Raw genomic sequence first — 15,815 nt, 5'->3', positions numbered from 1 at the left:
TCAGGGTCAAATATCCTGCATTTGCAGGTGAAATCCGGCCCGGGATCCGCCAGTATCGGCAGAGACAAGAGAGTCAGAGGCTTCCCTTTGACGTCGACTGTCCGCACCTTTGCCATTCGGAGGCCATATGTGGTTCAACCGCAAGCTTGAAAAAGAGAATCAACAGCTCAGGGAGGCGATGCTTCTCAAAGAGCAGCAGTACCAGAGCGAGCTGGCCGAATTGCGTGCCACCATCGGTGAATACGAGCACATGCAGCGCACTAGCCGGGAACGTGGCGATCTCTTCAATCAGGTGATCTCCTGCCAGAACCAGGGAGGTGAGATGCTGCAGAGCGTGCGGGAAGCGCTGGCTGGCAGTGCCGAGCACCTGATGGCGGAAAAGGGAGCGCTCTGCGAGCTGGATCAGCTCTTTGCCCAGACCCGGGGCGCCATCACCCGTCTCTCCGATCGCGCCCATGCCATCACGGATGAGGCGGCTCGCAGCCTCGCTGCCGTCCATCAGCTCGATGCCAGCACATCCGCCATCAATCAGTTCGTGACCGCCATCCAGGGCATTTCGGATCAGACCAACCTGCTGGCACTCAATGCGGCCATCGAGGCGGCCAGGGCCGGTGAAGCTGGTCGAGGTTTCGCCGTGGTCGCCGATGAGGTGCGTCAGCTAGCGAGCAAGGCCCATGAAGCCAGCAGCCAGATAGAGGTGTTGGTCAGACAGATAGTGGCCCAGGCGCAGGAGATCAAGTCCATCATCGATGACAACCAGGCCAGTGCCGCCGAAGTGGCGACCTCCTCCTCCCAGATCGATGTGGTGGTGACCCAGGTGTTGGCACAATCTGGCCGGATGCAGCAGGTGATCCACAGCGCGGCCACCACCTCCTTCCTCAATACCACCAAGCTGGATCACGCCGTCTGGAAAAACACCATCTATCGGCTCATCGATCAGCAGCATTTTCACGAGCCGGTGAGCGACCACGCTCAGTGCAGGCTGGGCAAATGGTATTTCGAGGGGCAGGGTGCGGAGCTCTTCGCCCACAAGCCGGGCTTTCGTGAACTGGACGGGCCCCACAAACGGGTCCACGAGAGCGGCAAGGCCGCCCTGCACGCGCGCGAGCAGGGGGATATCAAAAGCATGGTCGAGCAGCTCAAGACCATGGAAAACGCCAGCATGCAGGTGGTGCACTGCATCGACCGCTTGCTGGAAAGCGCCTGAGCGAGCCTCGGGCCTTCCGCTCAACCTTTGACTGGTAGCAGCCGTGCCGGGTTGCCTGCCACCCTGGCACCGGCCGGTACATCTCTGGTCACGACCGAGCCCGCACCCACGACGGCTTCCCGCCCTATGGTGACGCCGGGAAGCAGAATGGCGCCGCCGCCTATCCAGACCCTGTCTTCGATGGTGACCGGCAGCGCCGTCTCAACCCCCTGAATACGCTCATCGGCGTCCAGCGCATGGGCGGCGGTGTAGATCTGCACGTTCGGCCCAATCATTACCTCGGCGCCGATGCGAATGGAGGCATTGTCCAGCAGGGTGGCCCCCATGTTGATGTAGCTGCCCTTGCCAAGGTGGATGTGGCGGCCATAGGTGCAGTAGAAGGGCGGGCAGATGAAGGCACCCTGTGCCAGCTCGCCGACGATCTGCAGCAGCAGTGCCAGCTGTTCATCCTCCTCGTCGCTGCGATTGAAGCGGCGGTACAGGCGGGCCGTCTCCCGGCGCAACAGATCCAGCTCTGGCGCCATGCAGTTGTAAGGCTGGCTGGCGATCATCTTCTCGTATTCGGTCATGACTGGGCCTCGATGGGGGGAGGAAGAGAGGATAAGCCATCGGGAGGCAGAGAAGCGTGAGGCTCTCCCCAGAGTGGGCAGAAGGAGAACGGCGTCCGGAAACGACAAGGGCACCCTGCTGGGGTGCCCTTGTCGTTCAGCGACCTAAGTGTTGCCGCTGTGGCCTGTTGCTTGTCAGCCGAGTGTGCGGCCGATGGGTTGGCAACTGCCGTGGCTTGTTTTGCGGCCGATGGGTTGGTTGCCACAGTAGCTTGTTGCTTATCAGCCGAGTTTGCGGCCGGAGAGGCGGCACCACTCTTCCTTCACCGCAGTCGGGTCCATCTCGAACCACTGGCCGTAGATGGTCTCCAGCTCCGGCGCCTGGCTTTCCAGCACGCCGGAGAGGGCCATCAGGCTGCCCGCCTTGCCGTGGCCGGCGATAAGCGGCGCCAGCTCCCGCAGCGGGCCGGCCAGGATGTTGGCGACCACCACGTCCGCTTCGACGTCTTGCGGTTGATCCGCCGGCAGGTAGAGTTCGATCTGGTCGGCTACGCCATTTCGCTCGGCGTTGTCACGGCTGGCCTGGATGGCCTGAGGATCGATGTCGATACCGATGACACGGGCGGCCCCCAGTTTCAGGGCGGCGATGCCGAGGATGCCGGAGCCGCAACCAAAGTCGACTACGGTTTTGCCGGCCAGATCCAGCCCGTCCAGCCACTGCAGGCAGAGCGCCGTGGTGGGGTGGGTACCGGTACCGAAGGCCAGGCCCGGGTCCAGCATGACGTTGACCGCATCGGGGTTCGGCACGTCGCGCCAGCTCGGACAGATCCAGAGCCGCTCGCCGAACTGCATGGGGTGGAAGTGATCCATCCACTCGCGCACCCAGTCCTTGTCTTCCAGCTGTTCGACCTTGTAGCCCACGTCTTCACCGAAGATCTGCTGGAAGAAGGTGATGGTGGGAGCCGGATCGGTTTCGGCATCGAACAGTCCCATTACTTCGGTCTCGCCCCAGAGCGGGGTTTCACCAGGCATGGGCTCATAGACGGGCACATCCTTGGCATCCATAAAGGTCACCGCCTGGGCCCCACGCCCCAGCAGCATGTTGCTCACCTTGTCTGCGGTCTTGGCAGTGGCGTTGATTCGAATTTGTATCCAGGGCATGGCGTCGGCTCTTCATAAATGTGAAACCGCGGGATTCTATCATCATGGGCCCGTGCTGTCGTGGTTTGACCATGGCCTCATGGGGAAGGGAGGTAACTCTGCCAAGTTGGCACGGTTAATGTATTCCTTCATGGGTGACGGGAAGCAACTTGTTCCCGCTGAATGCTTTGCTCTATGAAGTTCCGTCATCTTTTTTCAGCCACCTTCGGGTGGCTTTTTTTATGCCGGTGCGCTGAAAAGCGGTTAATTGGGAGGGAAAAGCAGAGATTGGCACGCTATCTGCAAAGTTACAGATGTCCTGCATAAGGATATGTGTGTGATTGTTACCCCAACGTTCAGGTTTTTAGGGCCATCCCGACGGGATGGCCTCTTTTTTATGGTTTTTTCGGGGGAGATGCCCGTCAGGGACAAAGGTCACCTGCGGGGCTGTGCACTCTTGGGGCTTGTCACTGGTGATTTCACCCCATGATGGTGCATTTATTTACCTAAAAGGGAATAGGCTGGACGGTAAGCCCCGCCTGGGCTGTGCCTCAGCGATGGAAGCCGCTCATGTCGATCACCAGCTTGCCCACCATGCGACCCGCTTCCAGCTCGGCATGAGCCCGGGCCAGGGTGAGGGGCGTCAGTTCGGGCACCACCTTGCTGAGGGTGGTCTTGAGCACCCCTTCATCGATCAGGGCCGCGACCCGGCCGAGCAGGTTGTGCTGTTCTATCATGTCCGGGGTCTGGAACAGGGAGCGGGTAAACATGAACTCCTGGCTGAAGGTGACGCTCTTGGGTTTGAGCAGACCCAGATCCCAGGGGTCACTGGACTCGGCGATGGTGCAGATATGACCAAACGGACGGATGAGGCTGGCCATGGTGTTCCAGTGCTGCTCGGTGGCGTTGGTGCAGAAGATGGCATCCACCTCGCTGATGCCGAGCGCCTTGAGCTCCGCCTGCAGATGGTGATGGCTCACCACCTGGTGGGCCCCCATGTCCAGGCACCACTCCCGGGTTTCGGGGCGCGATGCGGTGGCGATCACCTCCATGCCGGTGAGCTGGCGGGCGAGCTGGATGGCGATGGAACCGACCCCGCCGGCGCCCCCGATGATCAGCAGTCGCCCGGTGCTTTCGCGGGTAAGGCTCATGCGCTCGAACAGGGTTTCCCAGGCGGTGATGGCGGTGAGCGGTAGGGCGGCGGCTTCCAGATCGGTCAGGGTGACTGGGGCGATGGCGGCAATGCGTTCGTCCACCAGTTGCAGGGCGCTGTTGCTGCCCGGGCGGCTGATGTCGCCGGCATACCAGACCCTGTCACCGGCCTTGAACAGGGTGACGTCGCTACCGACGGCGATCACCTCGCCCACGGCGTCCCAGCCCAGCACGCGGGGGCTGCTTTCGACCTTGTCCTTGGGGGCGCGTACCTCGGTGTCGACCGGATTGATGGAGGTGGCGTTGACCCGTACCAGCAGATCCCGCGGGCCCGGTGTCGGATCGGGTAGATCGCTCTCGATGAAGCAGTGGGGGTGGTTGCTTGGCAGATAGTGAGTCAGGGCGATGGCTTTCATGGCTTTTCCTTTCAAATAGCAGTGTTCGGGATTGCCACTCACTCTAGTCTGGATGATTATCAAGATTAAGATGGGTAATTGGTAAAGACTGTTTGAATATATGAACAATGTCGAACTGGAGTTGATGGGGCTGTTCGCCACCGTGGTGGAGCAGGGGAGCTTCACCGGGGCGGCCGAGGTGCTCGGCATGCCCAAGTCCTCGGTGAGCCAGAAGATCTCGCGCCTTGAATCCCGGCTCGGGGTGAGGTTACTGCAACGCACCACCCGCAGGCTCAGCCTGACACCCCAGGGGGAGGTCTATGTGGCCCATTGTCAGGAGCTGCTGGCACTGGCGCGCAGCGCCAATCTGGCGATGGCGCGGTTGCGCGCGGCTCCTGGAGGGCGGGTGCGGATCACTGCTCCCGAAGCCACGGGAACCTTGCTGCTTGGCCGGATACTGGCCGAATTTCGCGCCCTCTATCCCGAGGTGGTGCTGGAGCTGACCCTTTGCGATGAACAGCTGGATCTGGTGGGGGAAGGTTACGATCTGGCGCTGCGGGCGGCGCCGCTGAAAGATTCCAGCCTCATCTGCCGGCGCATCGGCCAGGTGGCGCGCCATCTGGTGGCATCTCCCGGTTACCTGGCGGCCAACGGGACGCCGCTCCAACTCTCGGAGCTGGCCGGACACGCCTGCCTGGTACATGGCTCCTTGCCGGTGTGGCCATTGCAGGAAGGGGGCTGGCGCCCTCGCGGGGCCTGCCAGAGCAACAGCCTGCTGGCGCTGCGGGAGCTGGCACTCCATGACGGGGGGATTGCCCTGCTGCCGGCCCATGTCTGCGGCGACGATCTGGCGGCGGGGCGACTGCTCAAGGTGCTGCCGGATCTCCTGGTTCCGGTGAACCCCTTCTATCTCATCTACCCGAGCCGGGAACACCTGGCCCCCGCCCTTCGCAGCCTGATGGACTTCGTGGCCGAGCGTCTTCCCTTTGCCTGATCACTGGTGCTGGCTAAGGGGAGCCTGAGCCGGTTCGAGACCGAGCGGGACCGACTGGCGTTCCGCCAGCATGCGGATCTGCCCTTCGATGAGGCCTGCATGGGGGCCGAGCACCAGCACCAGCTGATGTTCGTTGAGCACGACCCAGGAGAGGCAGCCCAGTCTGGCCAGGCAGGATTGATCCACCAGGGCCATGTCGCGAACCCGCAGGCTGAGGCGGGTCAGGCAGACGCTCATGGCCTGCAGGTTGTCCATGCCCCCCAGCATCTTGAGGTACTGGATAGCCAGCATCTGGGGATCGGTGGGGGCCACGGTCGCGAGCCGGGAGAGATCCTCGGCGATGGGCTTGCCCGGCAGACTGAGGGGGGCGTGTTCCAGCAGCCGGGAGAAGAGCAGGGCATAGACGACGAAGAAGAGGATGCCCAAGGGGATGAGCCAGAAGCTGTGCAGACCGGCGTGGTAGCTCAGCACCAGATCCAGCAATCCGGCAGAAAAGTAGCTGCCCACCTGGATGTCGAGCCCGCTGCAGATGGCCAGCGACAGCCCGGTCAGCAGGGCATGGGCCAGAAACAGCCAGGGAGCGGTGAAGGCAAACAGGAACTCGATGGGCTCCGTGATGCCCACCAGTGCCGAGGTGAGCGCCAGGGTGAGCAGCAGCCCTCCCTGGGGCAGTTGCTGCATCCGCTGGCGATGGATCCAGATGGCAAAACAGGCACCGGGCAGGCCGAACATGATGACCGGATAGAGCCCGGCCACATAGCCTTCATGCAGCGGCTGGGCGGTCGAGAGGGCTTGCAGGTTGCTCTCCCCGAGCCCGATGAGGCTGCCCAGCACCTGGTGCAGGCCGAGGGGGATCAGCAGTCGGTTCAGCACGCCGTAGCAGAAGGCGCCAAAGGGCGTGGTGAGCAGATCGGAGGCGAGCAGGGTGAGCCCCTGTTCCAGCAGCGGCCAGAGGATGGAGAGGGGGATCACCAGCAGCAGGCAGGCCAGCGCCGAGAGCAACATGCCCGGCAGATCTTCCTGCAGGGGGCGCAACCAGCCCGGCAGCCGCAGAGCGCGGGCCCGGGAGCAGACCATGGCGGTGACGAGCCCGGCCAGCTGGCCGCAGATCATGTCCGCATGCAGCCCGGGCACCAGGGTGCCCAGCGCCGAGCTCAGCAGCAGGAAGTTGACCGCACCGGCGAGCGCCTGGGCTCCTTGCCCCTGGCGACTCAACCCGAAGGCGATGGCCACCGCATAGATGAGCGGCATCTGGCTGAAGAGGGCGCGACCGGCGAGGGAGAGCACGGCGAGATCCAGCACGTCCGGTTGGCCGAGCCGGTGGAGCAGGGCGGCCAGGGGCAGGATGGAGACGGGCAGCAACAGGGCATAGCCGAGGCGCTGCAGGGACTGGGTCAGGATCTTTCTGGCGTTCTGGACTGGCATGGGGGCACGGTATTTGTGACGTGGCGCACATTTTACCCGTGAGCCCCCATTTGGGAATAGGCGAGCCTTCCTTTATTGATCCTTTTCTTAATTTTGATCAAACAATCGACGGACACGCTGATCCGGGGCAGGAGTGAGCAGGCTGACCAGGACAAAGGCCGCCAGGCCAAGGGCCAGGCTCGGGACGATGGCGTGCAGACCGGCCAGCTTGATCCCCCACTGGCTCAAGGTGCCGTAACAGAGGATGCCGCAGACCATGCTGGCCAGGGCTCCCGGGCCGTTGGCCCTGGACCAGTAGAGGCCGAGCACCAGGGGCCAGAGGAAGACCGCCTGCAGGCCGCCGAAGGCGAGCAGGTTGAGCCAGATGATCATCTCGGGGGGCTGGAGCGCCGCCAGCAGCACCAGGGTACCGAGGATCAGGGTGCAGAGCAGGGAGAGGCGCGGCACCCGGACCTCCAGCTTCTCCTGCCTGGGGTTGAGGTAATTGAGGTAGAGATCTTTCACCAGGGTGGCGGAGGCCTGGATCAGCTGGGAGTCGATAGTAGACATGATGGCCGCCATGGGGGCGGCCAGGAAGACCCCGGCCAGCCAGGGGGGGAGCACCTCCATCATCAGGGAGGGCATGATCTTGTCCGGGCTGTCCATGCCGGGCAGGATGGCGCGGCCCAGCGCCCCGGCCAGGTGCATGCCGAACATCAGCAGGGCGCAGACGATGGTGCCGATGAGGATGCCCCGGTGCAGCGCCTTGCTGTCCCGGTAGCCAAAGCAGCGCAGCGCAGAGTGGGGCAAGCCCACCACCCCGATGCAGACCAGCACCCAGAAGCTCAGCATGAAGGGCTGGGTCAGCATGTCGCCGGCCCCCTGGGGGCTCACCAGCTTGGGATCTATCTCCTTGAGCTGGTGGACAAGATTCGGCAACCCGTCACCGGCGATGAGGATGCCCGCCAGCAGGGCGCCAGTGCCGATGAGCATGACGATGCCTTGCAGGGCATCCGTCATCACCACGGCGCGAAAGCCGCCGATCACCGTGTAGAGCAGCACGCAACTGGCAAACAGGAAGAGCCCCTGCTGATAGCTGAGGCCGGTCGCCGTTTCCAGCAGACGGGCGCCGCCGATGAACTGCACCACCATGGTGGCGATGAAGGCGAGGATGATGGTGACCGAGCCCAGCACGACCACCGCCCTGCTCTGGTAGCGGGCCCACAGCATGTCGTTGATGGTCACCGCGTTGACCCGGCGGGCGATGATGGCGAACTTCTTGCCAAGCACCCCCAGAGTGAGCCAGACGGTGGGCAGCTGGATCATCGCCAGCAATACCCAGCCGAGGCCGACCTTGTAGGCGGCACCCGGCCCGCCGATGAAGGACGATGCAGAGGTATAAGTGGCCACCAGGGTCATGGCGAGCACCAGCCCCCCCATGCTGCGGTTGCCGATGAAGTACTCCTGCATGAAGTTGCCGCCGGTCCGGTGGCGACTGGCCCAGAAACCGACCCCCAGTACCAGCACCAGGTAGATGCAGAGCGGCAGCATCAGCTCAAGATTCATGGGGTGGTACCTCGCTATCCAGGGGAATATCGACGAACAGGCGATCCACCATGAGGGCGCAGAGGCCGATGAACAGCAGGGGCATCAGGATGCAGCTGAGCAGGAACCAGAGGGGCAGGTCCCACAGCTCGAGATCCTCGGGGATGAAATAAGCCGAGCCATACCAGGCGACAAAATAGAGCAGGGTCAGCAGCAGGCAGAAGGCTGCTTCCCGACGGGCGAGTGCGAAACGGTTCACTGTGGCCTCCGACGAGTGAGCGGGGCGCAAGAATAACAAAAAAGGGCCATGTCGCCATGGCCCTTTTTTACGTTGGCGATCCGGGTGGATCGCGCAATATCCCGATGAAAGGGGTCTTTGCAGACCCGACTTCTTGTGCTGGGAGTGGCTGTTCTGTGCTGCCACCGTACTCAATGGGTCGGGCCTCAAGCCATTACAGACCCAACTTCTTGTGCAGGTAGTGGATGTTAGTGCCACCGTGCTGGAAGTTTTCGTCCTTCATGATCTCTTTTTGCAGGGCGATGTTGGTCTTGATCCCTTCCACCACCAGCTCGTCGAGGGAGTGACGCATGCGGGCGATGGCCACGTCGCGGTTCTCCCCGTAGCAGATCAGCTTGCCGATCATGGAGTCGTAGTAGGGGGGGACCTTGTAACCCGCATAGATGTGGGATTCCCAGCGCACGCCCAGGCCGCCCGGCGCGTGGAAGCGCTGGATGAGACCGGGAGAGGGCAGGAAGGTGGCCGGATCTTCGGCATTGATCCGGCACTCGATGGCGTGGCCACGAATGCGGATGTCTTGCTGGGTGATCGACAGGGGCTGACCGGCGGCAATGCGCAGCTGCTCCTTGATGAGGTCGACGCCGGTGACCATCTCGGTGACCGGATGCTCCACCTGGATACGGGTGTTCATCTCGATGAAATAGAACTCGCCGTTCTCGTACAGGAACTCGAAGGTACCTGCACCGCGGTAGCCGATCTCGAGACAGGCGCGCACACAGCGCTCACCGATGAACTTGCGCATCTCGTCGGTGATGCCGGGGGCCGGCGCCTCTTCCACGACCTTCTGGTGACGGCGCTGCATGGAGCAGTCCCGCTCACCCAGATAGAGGGCGGTACCCTGACCGTCAGCCAGCACCTGGATCTCGATGTGGCGCGGGTTCTCCAGGTACTTCTCCATGTAGACCATGTCGTTCTTGAAGAACTGGCCCGCTTCGGATTTGGTCAGCGCGATGGCGGAGGCCAGTTCGGCCTCGTTGCGCACCACGCGCATGCCGCGACCACCACCGCCACCGGCGGCCTTGATGATCACCGGATACCCGATCCGCTTGGCGATGGCGGCGTTGCGCTTGGCATCGTTGTCCACCGGGCCGTCGGAGCCGGGTACGCAGGGCACGCCCGCCTTCTTCATCGCCTCGATGGCGGAGACCTTGTCACCCATCAGGCGAATGGTCTCGGCGCGCGGACCGATGAAGATGAAGCCGGATTTCTCGACCACTTCGGCGAAGTCGGCATTCTCGGAGAGGAAGCCGTAGCCCGGGTGGATGGCGACGGCACCGGTCACCTCGGCGGCGGCGATGATGGCCGGCACATTGAGGTAGGACTCACCGCTGGCAGGTTTGCCGATGCAGATGGTTTCGTCCGCCAGGAGCACATGCTTGAGCTCCCGATCGGCAGTGGAGTGAACGGCCACTGTCTTGATCCCGAGCTCTTTGCAGGCGCGCAGGATCCGCAGGGCAATTTCACCGCGGTTGGCGATGACTACTTTGTCCAACATGGGTGGCATTTTCCCTTATTCGATGATGAACAGCGGCTCGTCAAACTCGACGGCCTGACCATTTTCAACCAGGATCGCTTTGATCACGCCGGCCTTGTCAGACTCGATTTGGTTCATCATTTTCATGGCTTCGACGATGCACAGGGTGTCGCCGACATTGACGTGCTGACCGACTTCCACGAACGCCTTGGCTTCCGGGCTGGAGGAGCGGTAGAAGGAGCCCACCATGGGGGAGCGCATCAGATGACCGCTCGGGGCGGCATCGGCAGCAGGCGCAGCGGCTGCTGCCGGAGCAGCGGCAACCGGTGCGGCAACCTGAGCTGCGGCCTGGGGCATGATCATCTGCGGGGCAACGCTAACCTGGCCGGAGAAATTACGGCTGATGCGAACGGACTCTTCCCCTTCGGAGATTTCCAGCTCGGCGATGCCGGACTCTTCAACCAGTTCAATCAGCTTCTTGATTTTGCGGATATCCATTAGCATTCTCTTTCTTCTTTATCTGATCAGTGATTATCAAGCCGCGCGCAACTGATGCACGGCCGCGGTTAAAGCGAATTGGTAACCATCGGCACCCAACCCGCAGATCACCCCCTTGGCGACATCAGACAGATAGGAGTGATGACGGAAGGGCTCCCTGGCATGAACGTTTGACAGGTGAACCTCGATAAAGGGGATGGCCACACCCAGCAGGGCATCGCGCAGGGCAACGCTGGTATGGGTGAAGGCGGCGGGATTGATGATGATGAAATCCACCTGGCCCATGGCCTGATGGATGCGGCCGATCAGCTCGTGCTCGGCATTGGATTGCAGATGTTCCAGGGTGACACCGAGTTCGCTGGCGCTGCGCGTCAGATCGGCGACGATCTCATCGAGCGTCTTGCTGCCGTAGATTCCCGGCTCCCGCTTGCCCAGCAGATTCAGATTGGGGCCGTTAAGCAGGAGGATTCGGTGATGTTGCGACATATTGAGTACATCCTCGATGATTATGCTGCTATCTATCAGCTATCTTTGGACTACCAAAAATCTAGCCAATTTTTGCACAAATCGGTGTGCCCTGACACACAGATTTCGCAATTATATTGATTTCGTGAAAATTAGCAGCATTTTACTGGTCTAATCTCTACATCTGGCTATTTATTGGCCTGATTTACCCGCAAGCCCTGCTTGCCACCGAACTCTGCCTTGTCTGGATCCCGAAGACAACAAAGCCGGCACGTGGCCGGCTCTGTTGACGTGGGGAAGAGACTCACGCCGCTTCCGACTTCTCGCGGATCAGCTTGTCCACGACCCCCGGATCCGCCAGGGTGGAGATATCCCCCAGGCTGTCGGTTTCGCCGGTGGCGATCTTGCGCAAGATACGCCGCATGATCTTGCCGGATCGGGTCTTGGGCAGCCCTTCGGCCCAGTGGATCACGTCCGGGGTCGCGATGGCGCCAATCTCCTTGCGCACCCACTCCTTCACTTCCTTGTGCAGCTCGCGGCTCGGCTCTTCCCCGGCGATCAGGGTGACATAGGCGTAGATGCCCTGTCCCTTGATCTCGTGGGGAACACCCACCACCGCCGCTTCGGCGATCTTCGGATGGGCCACCAGAGCGGACTCGATTTCGGCGGTGCCCATGCGGTGGCCGGAGACGTTGAGTACATCATCCACCCGGCCGGTGATCCAGTAGTAGCCGTCCTCGTCGCGACGGGCACCGTCGCCGGTGAAGTAGCGACCCGGGAAGGTGGAGAAGTAGGTCTGCTCGAAGCGCTCGTGATCGCCGAACACGGTACGCATCTGGCCGGGCCAGGAGTCGGTGATCACCAGGTTGCCCTCGGTGGCGCCCTCCAGCGGCTCACCCAGGTTGTCCACCAGAGCAGGCTGTACTCCGAAGAAGGGACGGGTGGCCGAGCCGGGCTTGAGCGCGGTGACGCCGGGCAGCGGAGTGATGAGGATGCCGCCGGTTTCGGTCTGCCACCAGGTGTCGACGATGGGGCAGCGCTCGTCGCCGATGGTGCGGTAGTACCACTCCCAGGCTTCCGGGTTGATGGGTTCACCCACCGACCCCATGATGCGCAGGCTGGTGCGGGAAGTGCCTTCGACAGCCTCCTTGCCCTTGGCCATCAGTGCGCGAATGGCGGTGGGGGCGGTATAGAGGATGGTGACCTGGTGTTTGTCCACCACCTGACTCATGCGGTTGGTGGCCGGGTAGTTGGGCACCCCTTCGAACATGACGGTGGTGGCGCCGTTGGCCAGCGGCCCGTAGACCAGATAGGAGTGACCGGTGACCCAACCCACGTCGGCGGTACACCAGTAGATGTCCTCTTCGTGGTAGTCGAACACGTATTTGAAGGTGAGGGCGGCATAGACCAGATAGCCGCCCGTGGTGTGCAGCACACCCTTGGGTTTGCCGGTGGAGCCGGAGGTGTAGAGCACGAACAGGGGATCTTCGGCGCCCATGGCTTCGGGCGGACAATCCGGGCTGGCGGCATTGACCGCATCATGCCACCAGATGTCTCTGTGCTCGTGCCAGGCCACGTTGCCACCGGTGCGCTTGAGGACGATCACCTTGCTGACCTTGGTATCCGGGTGGGTAAGGGCCTCATCCACGTTCTTCTTGAGGGGGATGGGGCGACCGCCTCGCAACCCCTCATCGGCGGTGATGACGACGGAGGCGCCGGAGTCGATGATGCGGCCCGAGAGCGCCTCCGGCGAGAAGCCGCCGAAGACGATGCTGTGCACGGCCCCGATGCGGGTACAGGCCAGCATTGCGATGGCCGCCTCCGGCACCATGGGCATATAAAGGCAGACCATGTGGCCACGCTTGACCCCCTGGGCTTTGAGCACGTTGGCAAACTTGCACACTTCGGCGTGCAGTTCGCGATAGGTGATCTTGCGATCTTCAGCTGGGTTGTCCCCTTCCCAGATGATGGCGACCTTGTCGCCGCGCTCGCTCAGATGACGATCCAGGCAGTTGGCCGAGACGTTGAGCAGACCATCCTCATACCACTTGATGGAGACGTGGCCCGGATCGTAGGAGGTGTTCTTGACGCGGGTGTAGGGGGTCATCCAGTCAAGGATCTTGCCCTGCTCCCCCCAGAAGGCGTCCGGATCCTGCACCGACGCTTGATACATGGCTTCATAACCTTCCTTGTCCAGCAGGGCGCCGTTGCCGATGTGGGCCTTGACCGGGTAGACCTTGCTCTCGCTCATCTCTCACTCCTGTGAATACATTTTCTTAATGATTGAGTAACAACTTATACCTTTGGTTCCCGAGGGCAATTAGACTTTTGGATAGCGACGAAGTTAGCAGGTGAGAGGACACGTTGAGGGCAAAGAAGGGAGCCATGGGCTCCCTTCTTTGCTTTCGTGGTGGCGCGGCCAAGGCTCAATGGCGGAGGGGGAGCAGGGGAGGCAGGCTGGGTTCTGGCAGGGGATGGCTGAACAGGTAGCCCTGTCCCTCTTCGCAACGCAGGGATTGCAGGAACTGGCGCTGGGGCTGGGTTTCTATCCCTTCCGCCGTAACGGCCATGCCGAGGGAGGTGGCCAGCTGGACTATGGTACGGCACAGCTCGCGGCTGTGCTTGTCGTCGGGCAACGCCTGGACGAAGGCCCTGTCTATCTTGATGCGATCGATGGGCAGGCTCCTGAGCAGGCTCAGGGAAGAGAAACCGGTGCCGAAGTCGTCGATGGCGATCTGTACCCCCAGCGCCTTGAGGCGGGTGAAGAGCCGCAGACTGTGATCCACGCTCTGGATGATGCTCTCGGTCACCTCGATCTCCAGCCGCTCGGCAGGAAAACAGGTCTCGGCCAGAATGGCTGTCACCCGCTCCACGTAGTCGTGGGAGCGCATCTCCCTGACCGACACATTGACCGAGAGCCTGGGCACGGCGAGCTCTTCGGCCAGCCACTGCTGCCCTTGCCGGCAGGCGGTGCGCATCACCCATTCGCCCAGCGGTTCGATGAGACCGCACTCCTCTGCCACCGGAATGAAACGGTCCGGGGATATCATGCCAAGGCTGGGATGCTGCCAGCGGATCAGGGCCTCCAGGCCGCTGAGATGACCATCCGCCAGATCCGTCATGGGTTGGTAGAGCAGGCGGAACTGTTGCTGCTCAATGGCCTTGAGCAGTCCCTGCTCCAGCAGCATCCGCTCCCTGGTCTGTGCCGTGATGTCGGGGGAGTGGAACAGATAGCCGTTGCGGCCACGGCGCTTGGCTTCATGCATGGCGTTGTCCGCCGCGCTGATGAGGCTGTCCGGGGTCTGGCCATGCTCCGGATAGAGGGAGACGCCGATGCTGGCGGAGAGCCTCACCCGCTCCTGGCCGATGTCGGCGGGATCGTGCAGCCTGCGTTGCAACCCCTCGATGAGACCCAGCAGATCCTGGGTCTCCCTGATGGCGGGCAGCAACACCAGAAATTCGTCTGCCCCCAGCCGGATGGCGATGTCTCCGGGGCGCAGACAGTGGCGAATGCGGTCTGCCGACAGCTTGAGCAGCAGATCGCCGGCACTGTGCCCCAGGTTGTCGTTGATGAGCTTGAAGCCGTCGAGATCGATGAACAGCAGCGCCAGGACGTGGTGGTTCACCCTGGCCGTCTCTATCTCCAGGGTGAGGCGCTCTTGCAGCAGATGGCGATTGCCGAGATCGGTGAGGGGATCGTAATAGGAGAGGTGCTGCAAGCGGGCTTCGGCCTGATAGAGACGCAGTGCATGGCGGTGGGTCATCTCCTGCAGGCCGGGTGACGCGGGTGCGTCGAGGTGGGGGCCTGTCTGCGCGGATTCCCTCATCACGAGGAAGATGCCGCTGAAGGAGCCGTCCTCATCCAGCACGGAGCTGACGCTCACTTGCCAGCGTGCGGGGGAGGCCGCGCGGGAGAGACCGACCGTCTCCACCTCAAATGCGCATCGGGGGGCCCCTTGTCGCAGTTGTTGAAACAGCGGGAGCAGCTGGGGAGTCTGGGCAGGGACAATGTCGAACAGCGTCTTGCCCGGGTGCTCTGCCCGCGCGAGGCCGGTCAGTTCGGCAAAGCGTCCGTTGACGTCGCGGCACCTGAATTCGTGATCGAAGACTCCAATCCCGACGGGCGCCTGGGCGAACAGTTGTTGCAACTCGTAGGGAGAGAGCGGGCCTGACAAATGCCGTGTCGGAACCGATTCGGGTAGCACTTTTTCCATGGAGGCTCCTGAATTGATTGCTTTGTCATTTGGACGACTGTGTCAGTATGGCAGGAAGTGTCAGGAGAGAAAGAAAGTGTGAGAAGGGTGTGAAATCAACGAGATGTCAGCCTTTCTGGCGGCCAAACGCCTGGATCCCGCGAACAAATACCAGCCAGCCCACCAGATGAAACGGCAACGCCATGGCGTAGAGCACCAGCCAGTGGCTCTCGGTGCCGCTGCTGTTGATGAAATCTGTCCAGGCGGCGAGCAGGGCCAGCATGCCCGCTATCTGGAAGCGGCGACGCAGCACCACTTCCACCCCGAGATTGGCGAGGTAGAGGGTCAGCAGGATGCCGGCAAAGCCGGTGAGCTGGGCGGTGCCGTAGAGCGCGCGGTCCGGGTTGAACAGCAGCGTCACGAGGGGAGTGAGACCCTGATCCAGCGGGATCAGGGCCAGCAGCCAGCATGCGATAAGAAGCAGGGCTGTCTTCATGCCGGG

At 62.3% G+C, this 15,815-nt stretch carries 14 protein-coding genes; 2 read left to right on the top strand and 12 right to left on the bottom strand.

Annotated elements, in window-relative coordinates:
- Window positions 1-127: 127 nt before the first annotated feature.
- The gene (locus PG892_RS01330) at window positions 128-1,207 is read left to right on the top strand and encodes a methyl-accepting chemotaxis protein (RefSeq protein ID WP_210556601.1); all 1,080 of its coding nucleotides are present in this window, start codon (window positions 128-130) and stop codon (window positions 1,205-1,207) included.
- Window positions 1,208-1,227: 20 nt separating this feature from the next.
- Here the strand turns inward: PG892_RS01330 and PG892_RS01325 are convergent, their stop codons facing one another.
- From PG892_RS01325 to PG892_RS01315, 3 genes are all read right to left on the bottom strand, one after another.
- Entirely contained in the window at window positions 1,228-1,776 is a 549-nt protein-coding gene (locus tag PG892_RS01325) for a sugar O-acetyltransferase (RefSeq protein WP_210556595.1), read from the bottom strand.
- 261 nt (window positions 1,777-2,037) lie between these two features.
- Entirely contained in the window at window positions 2,038-2,916 is an 879-nt protein-coding gene (prmA, locus tag PG892_RS01320) for a 50S ribosomal protein L11 methyltransferase (RefSeq protein WP_111896452.1), read from the bottom strand.
- A 530-nt stretch (window positions 2,917-3,446) separates the two neighbouring features.
- Window positions 3,447-4,463 (bottom strand): zinc-binding alcohol dehydrogenase family protein, encoded by a 1,017-nt coding sequence (locus tag PG892_RS01315; RefSeq protein ID WP_270825087.1) that lies wholly within the window; start codon window positions 4,461-4,463, stop codon window positions 3,447-3,449.
- Window positions 4,464-4,563: 100 nt separating this feature from the next.
- On the opposite strand from PG892_RS01315, the gene PG892_RS01310 reads away from it, so the two are divergent.
- Entirely contained in the window at window positions 4,564-5,436 is an 873-nt protein-coding gene (locus PG892_RS01310; RefSeq protein WP_042014452.1) for a LysR family transcriptional regulator, read from the top strand.
- Here the strand turns inward: PG892_RS01310 and PG892_RS01305 are convergent, their stop codons facing one another.
- The 9 genes from PG892_RS01305 to PG892_RS01265 all read right to left on the bottom strand — a co-directional run bounded on the left by PG892_RS01305 (window position 5,437) and on the right by PG892_RS01265 (window position 15,809).
- Window positions 5,437-6,861: a PTS transporter subunit EIIC gene (locus tag PG892_RS01305; RefSeq protein WP_270825086.1), complete on the bottom strand. Its 1,425-nt coding sequence runs from the start codon at window positions 6,859-6,861 to the stop codon at window positions 5,437-5,439.
- Between the two features lie 87 nt (window positions 6,862-6,948).
- Window positions 6,949-8,406: a sodium/pantothenate symporter gene (gene panF, locus PG892_RS01300; RefSeq protein ID WP_043153258.1), complete on the bottom strand. Its 1,458-nt coding sequence runs from the start codon at window positions 8,404-8,406 to the stop codon at window positions 6,949-6,951.
- Window positions 8,396-8,644: a YhdT family protein gene (locus PG892_RS01295; RefSeq protein WP_039040309.1), complete on the bottom strand. Its 249-nt coding sequence runs from the start codon at window positions 8,642-8,644 to the stop codon at window positions 8,396-8,398. The genes panF and PG892_RS01295 overlap by 11 nt, the downstream gene beginning before the upstream one ends.
- 193 nt (window positions 8,645-8,837) lie before the next feature.
- Window positions 8,838-10,178, bottom strand: a complete 1,341-nt coding sequence (gene accC, locus PG892_RS01290; RefSeq protein ID WP_010675406.1) for an acetyl-CoA carboxylase biotin carboxylase subunit — start codon at window positions 10,176-10,178, stop codon at window positions 8,838-8,840.
- Between the two features lie 15 nt (window positions 10,179-10,193).
- Window positions 10,194-10,655, bottom strand: coding sequence for an acetyl-CoA carboxylase biotin carboxyl carrier protein (gene accB / locus PG892_RS01285; protein WP_270825085.1), 462 nt, complete (start codon window positions 10,653-10,655; stop codon window positions 10,194-10,196).
- Between the two features lie 36 nt (window positions 10,656-10,691).
- Entirely contained in the window at window positions 10,692-11,141 is a 450-nt protein-coding gene (aroQ, locus tag PG892_RS01280; protein ID WP_039040307.1) for a type II 3-dehydroquinate dehydratase, read from the bottom strand.
- Between the two features lie 283 nt (window positions 11,142-11,424).
- Window positions 11,425-13,371, bottom strand: coding sequence for an acetate--CoA ligase (gene acs / locus PG892_RS01275; RefSeq protein ID WP_039040306.1), 1,947 nt, complete (start codon window positions 13,369-13,371; stop codon window positions 11,425-11,427).
- Between the two features lie 175 nt (window positions 13,372-13,546).
- Window positions 13,547-15,334: an EAL domain-containing protein gene (locus tag PG892_RS01270; protein ID WP_270825084.1), complete on the bottom strand. Its 1,788-nt coding sequence runs from the start codon at window positions 15,332-15,334 to the stop codon at window positions 13,547-13,549.
- A gap of 106 nt (window positions 15,335-15,440) precedes the next feature.
- On the bottom strand, window positions 15,441-15,809 hold the full coding sequence (locus tag PG892_RS01265) for a hypothetical protein (protein WP_045525778.1): 369 nt from the start codon (window positions 15,807-15,809) through the stop codon (window positions 15,441-15,443).
- Window positions 15,810-15,815: the final 6 nt, after the last annotated feature.

This window comes from Aeromonas sp. QDB68, assembly GCF_027707405.1.
Classification (GTDB): Bacteria; Pseudomonadota; Gammaproteobacteria; order Enterobacterales; family Aeromonadaceae; genus Aeromonas; species Aeromonas caviae.
Note: the sequence above shows the minus strand (reverse complement) of the source record. Positions and strands in the feature narration are given on the sequence as shown.

What these genes read in the sequence shown, in the direction of transcription:
- PG892_RS01330 (WP_210556601.1), top strand. Translation starts at nt 128, where the DNA reads ATGTGGTTCAACCGCAAGCTTGAAAAAGAGAATCAACAGCTCAGGGAG.
- accB (WP_270825085.1), bottom strand. Translation starts at nt 10,655, where the DNA reads ATGGATATCCGCAAAATCAAGAAGCTGATTGAACTGGTTGAAGAGTCC.
- PG892_RS01265 (WP_045525778.1), bottom strand. Translation starts at nt 15,809, where the DNA reads ATGAAGACAGCCCTGCTTCTTATCGCATGCTGGCTGCTGGCCCTGATC.
- prmA (WP_111896452.1), bottom strand. Translation starts at nt 2,916, where the DNA reads ATGCCCTGGATACAAATTCGAATCAACGCCACTGCCAAGACCGCAGAC.
- PG892_RS01315 (WP_270825087.1), bottom strand. Translation starts at nt 4,463, where the DNA reads ATGAAAGCCATCGCCCTGACTCACTATCTGCCAAGCAACCACCCCCAC.
- PG892_RS01270 (WP_270825084.1), bottom strand. Translation starts at nt 15,334, where the DNA reads ATGGAAAAAGTGCTACCCGAATCGGTTCCGACACGGCATTTGTCAGGC.
- PG892_RS01310 (WP_042014452.1), top strand. Translation starts at nt 4,564, where the DNA reads ATGAACAATGTCGAACTGGAGTTGATGGGGCTGTTCGCCACCGTGGTG.
- PG892_RS01325 (WP_210556595.1), bottom strand. Translation starts at nt 1,776, where the DNA reads ATGACCGAATACGAGAAGATGATCGCCAGCCAGCCTTACAACTGCATG.
- acs (WP_039040306.1), bottom strand. Translation starts at nt 13,371, where the DNA reads ATGAGCGAGAGCAAGGTCTACCCGGTCAAGGCCCACATCGGCAACGGC.
- PG892_RS01305 (WP_270825086.1), bottom strand. Translation starts at nt 6,861, where the DNA reads ATGCCAGTCCAGAACGCCAGAAAGATCCTGACCCAGTCCCTGCAGCGC.
- aroQ (WP_039040307.1), bottom strand. Translation starts at nt 11,141, where the DNA reads ATGTCGCAACATCACCGAATCCTCCTGCTTAACGGCCCCAATCTGAAT.
- panF (WP_043153258.1), bottom strand. Translation starts at nt 8,406, where the DNA reads ATGAATCTTGAGCTGATGCTGCCGCTCTGCATCTACCTGGTGCTGGTA.
- accC (WP_010675406.1), bottom strand. Translation starts at nt 10,178, where the DNA reads ATGTTGGACAAAGTAGTCATCGCCAACCGCGGTGAAATTGCCCTGCGG.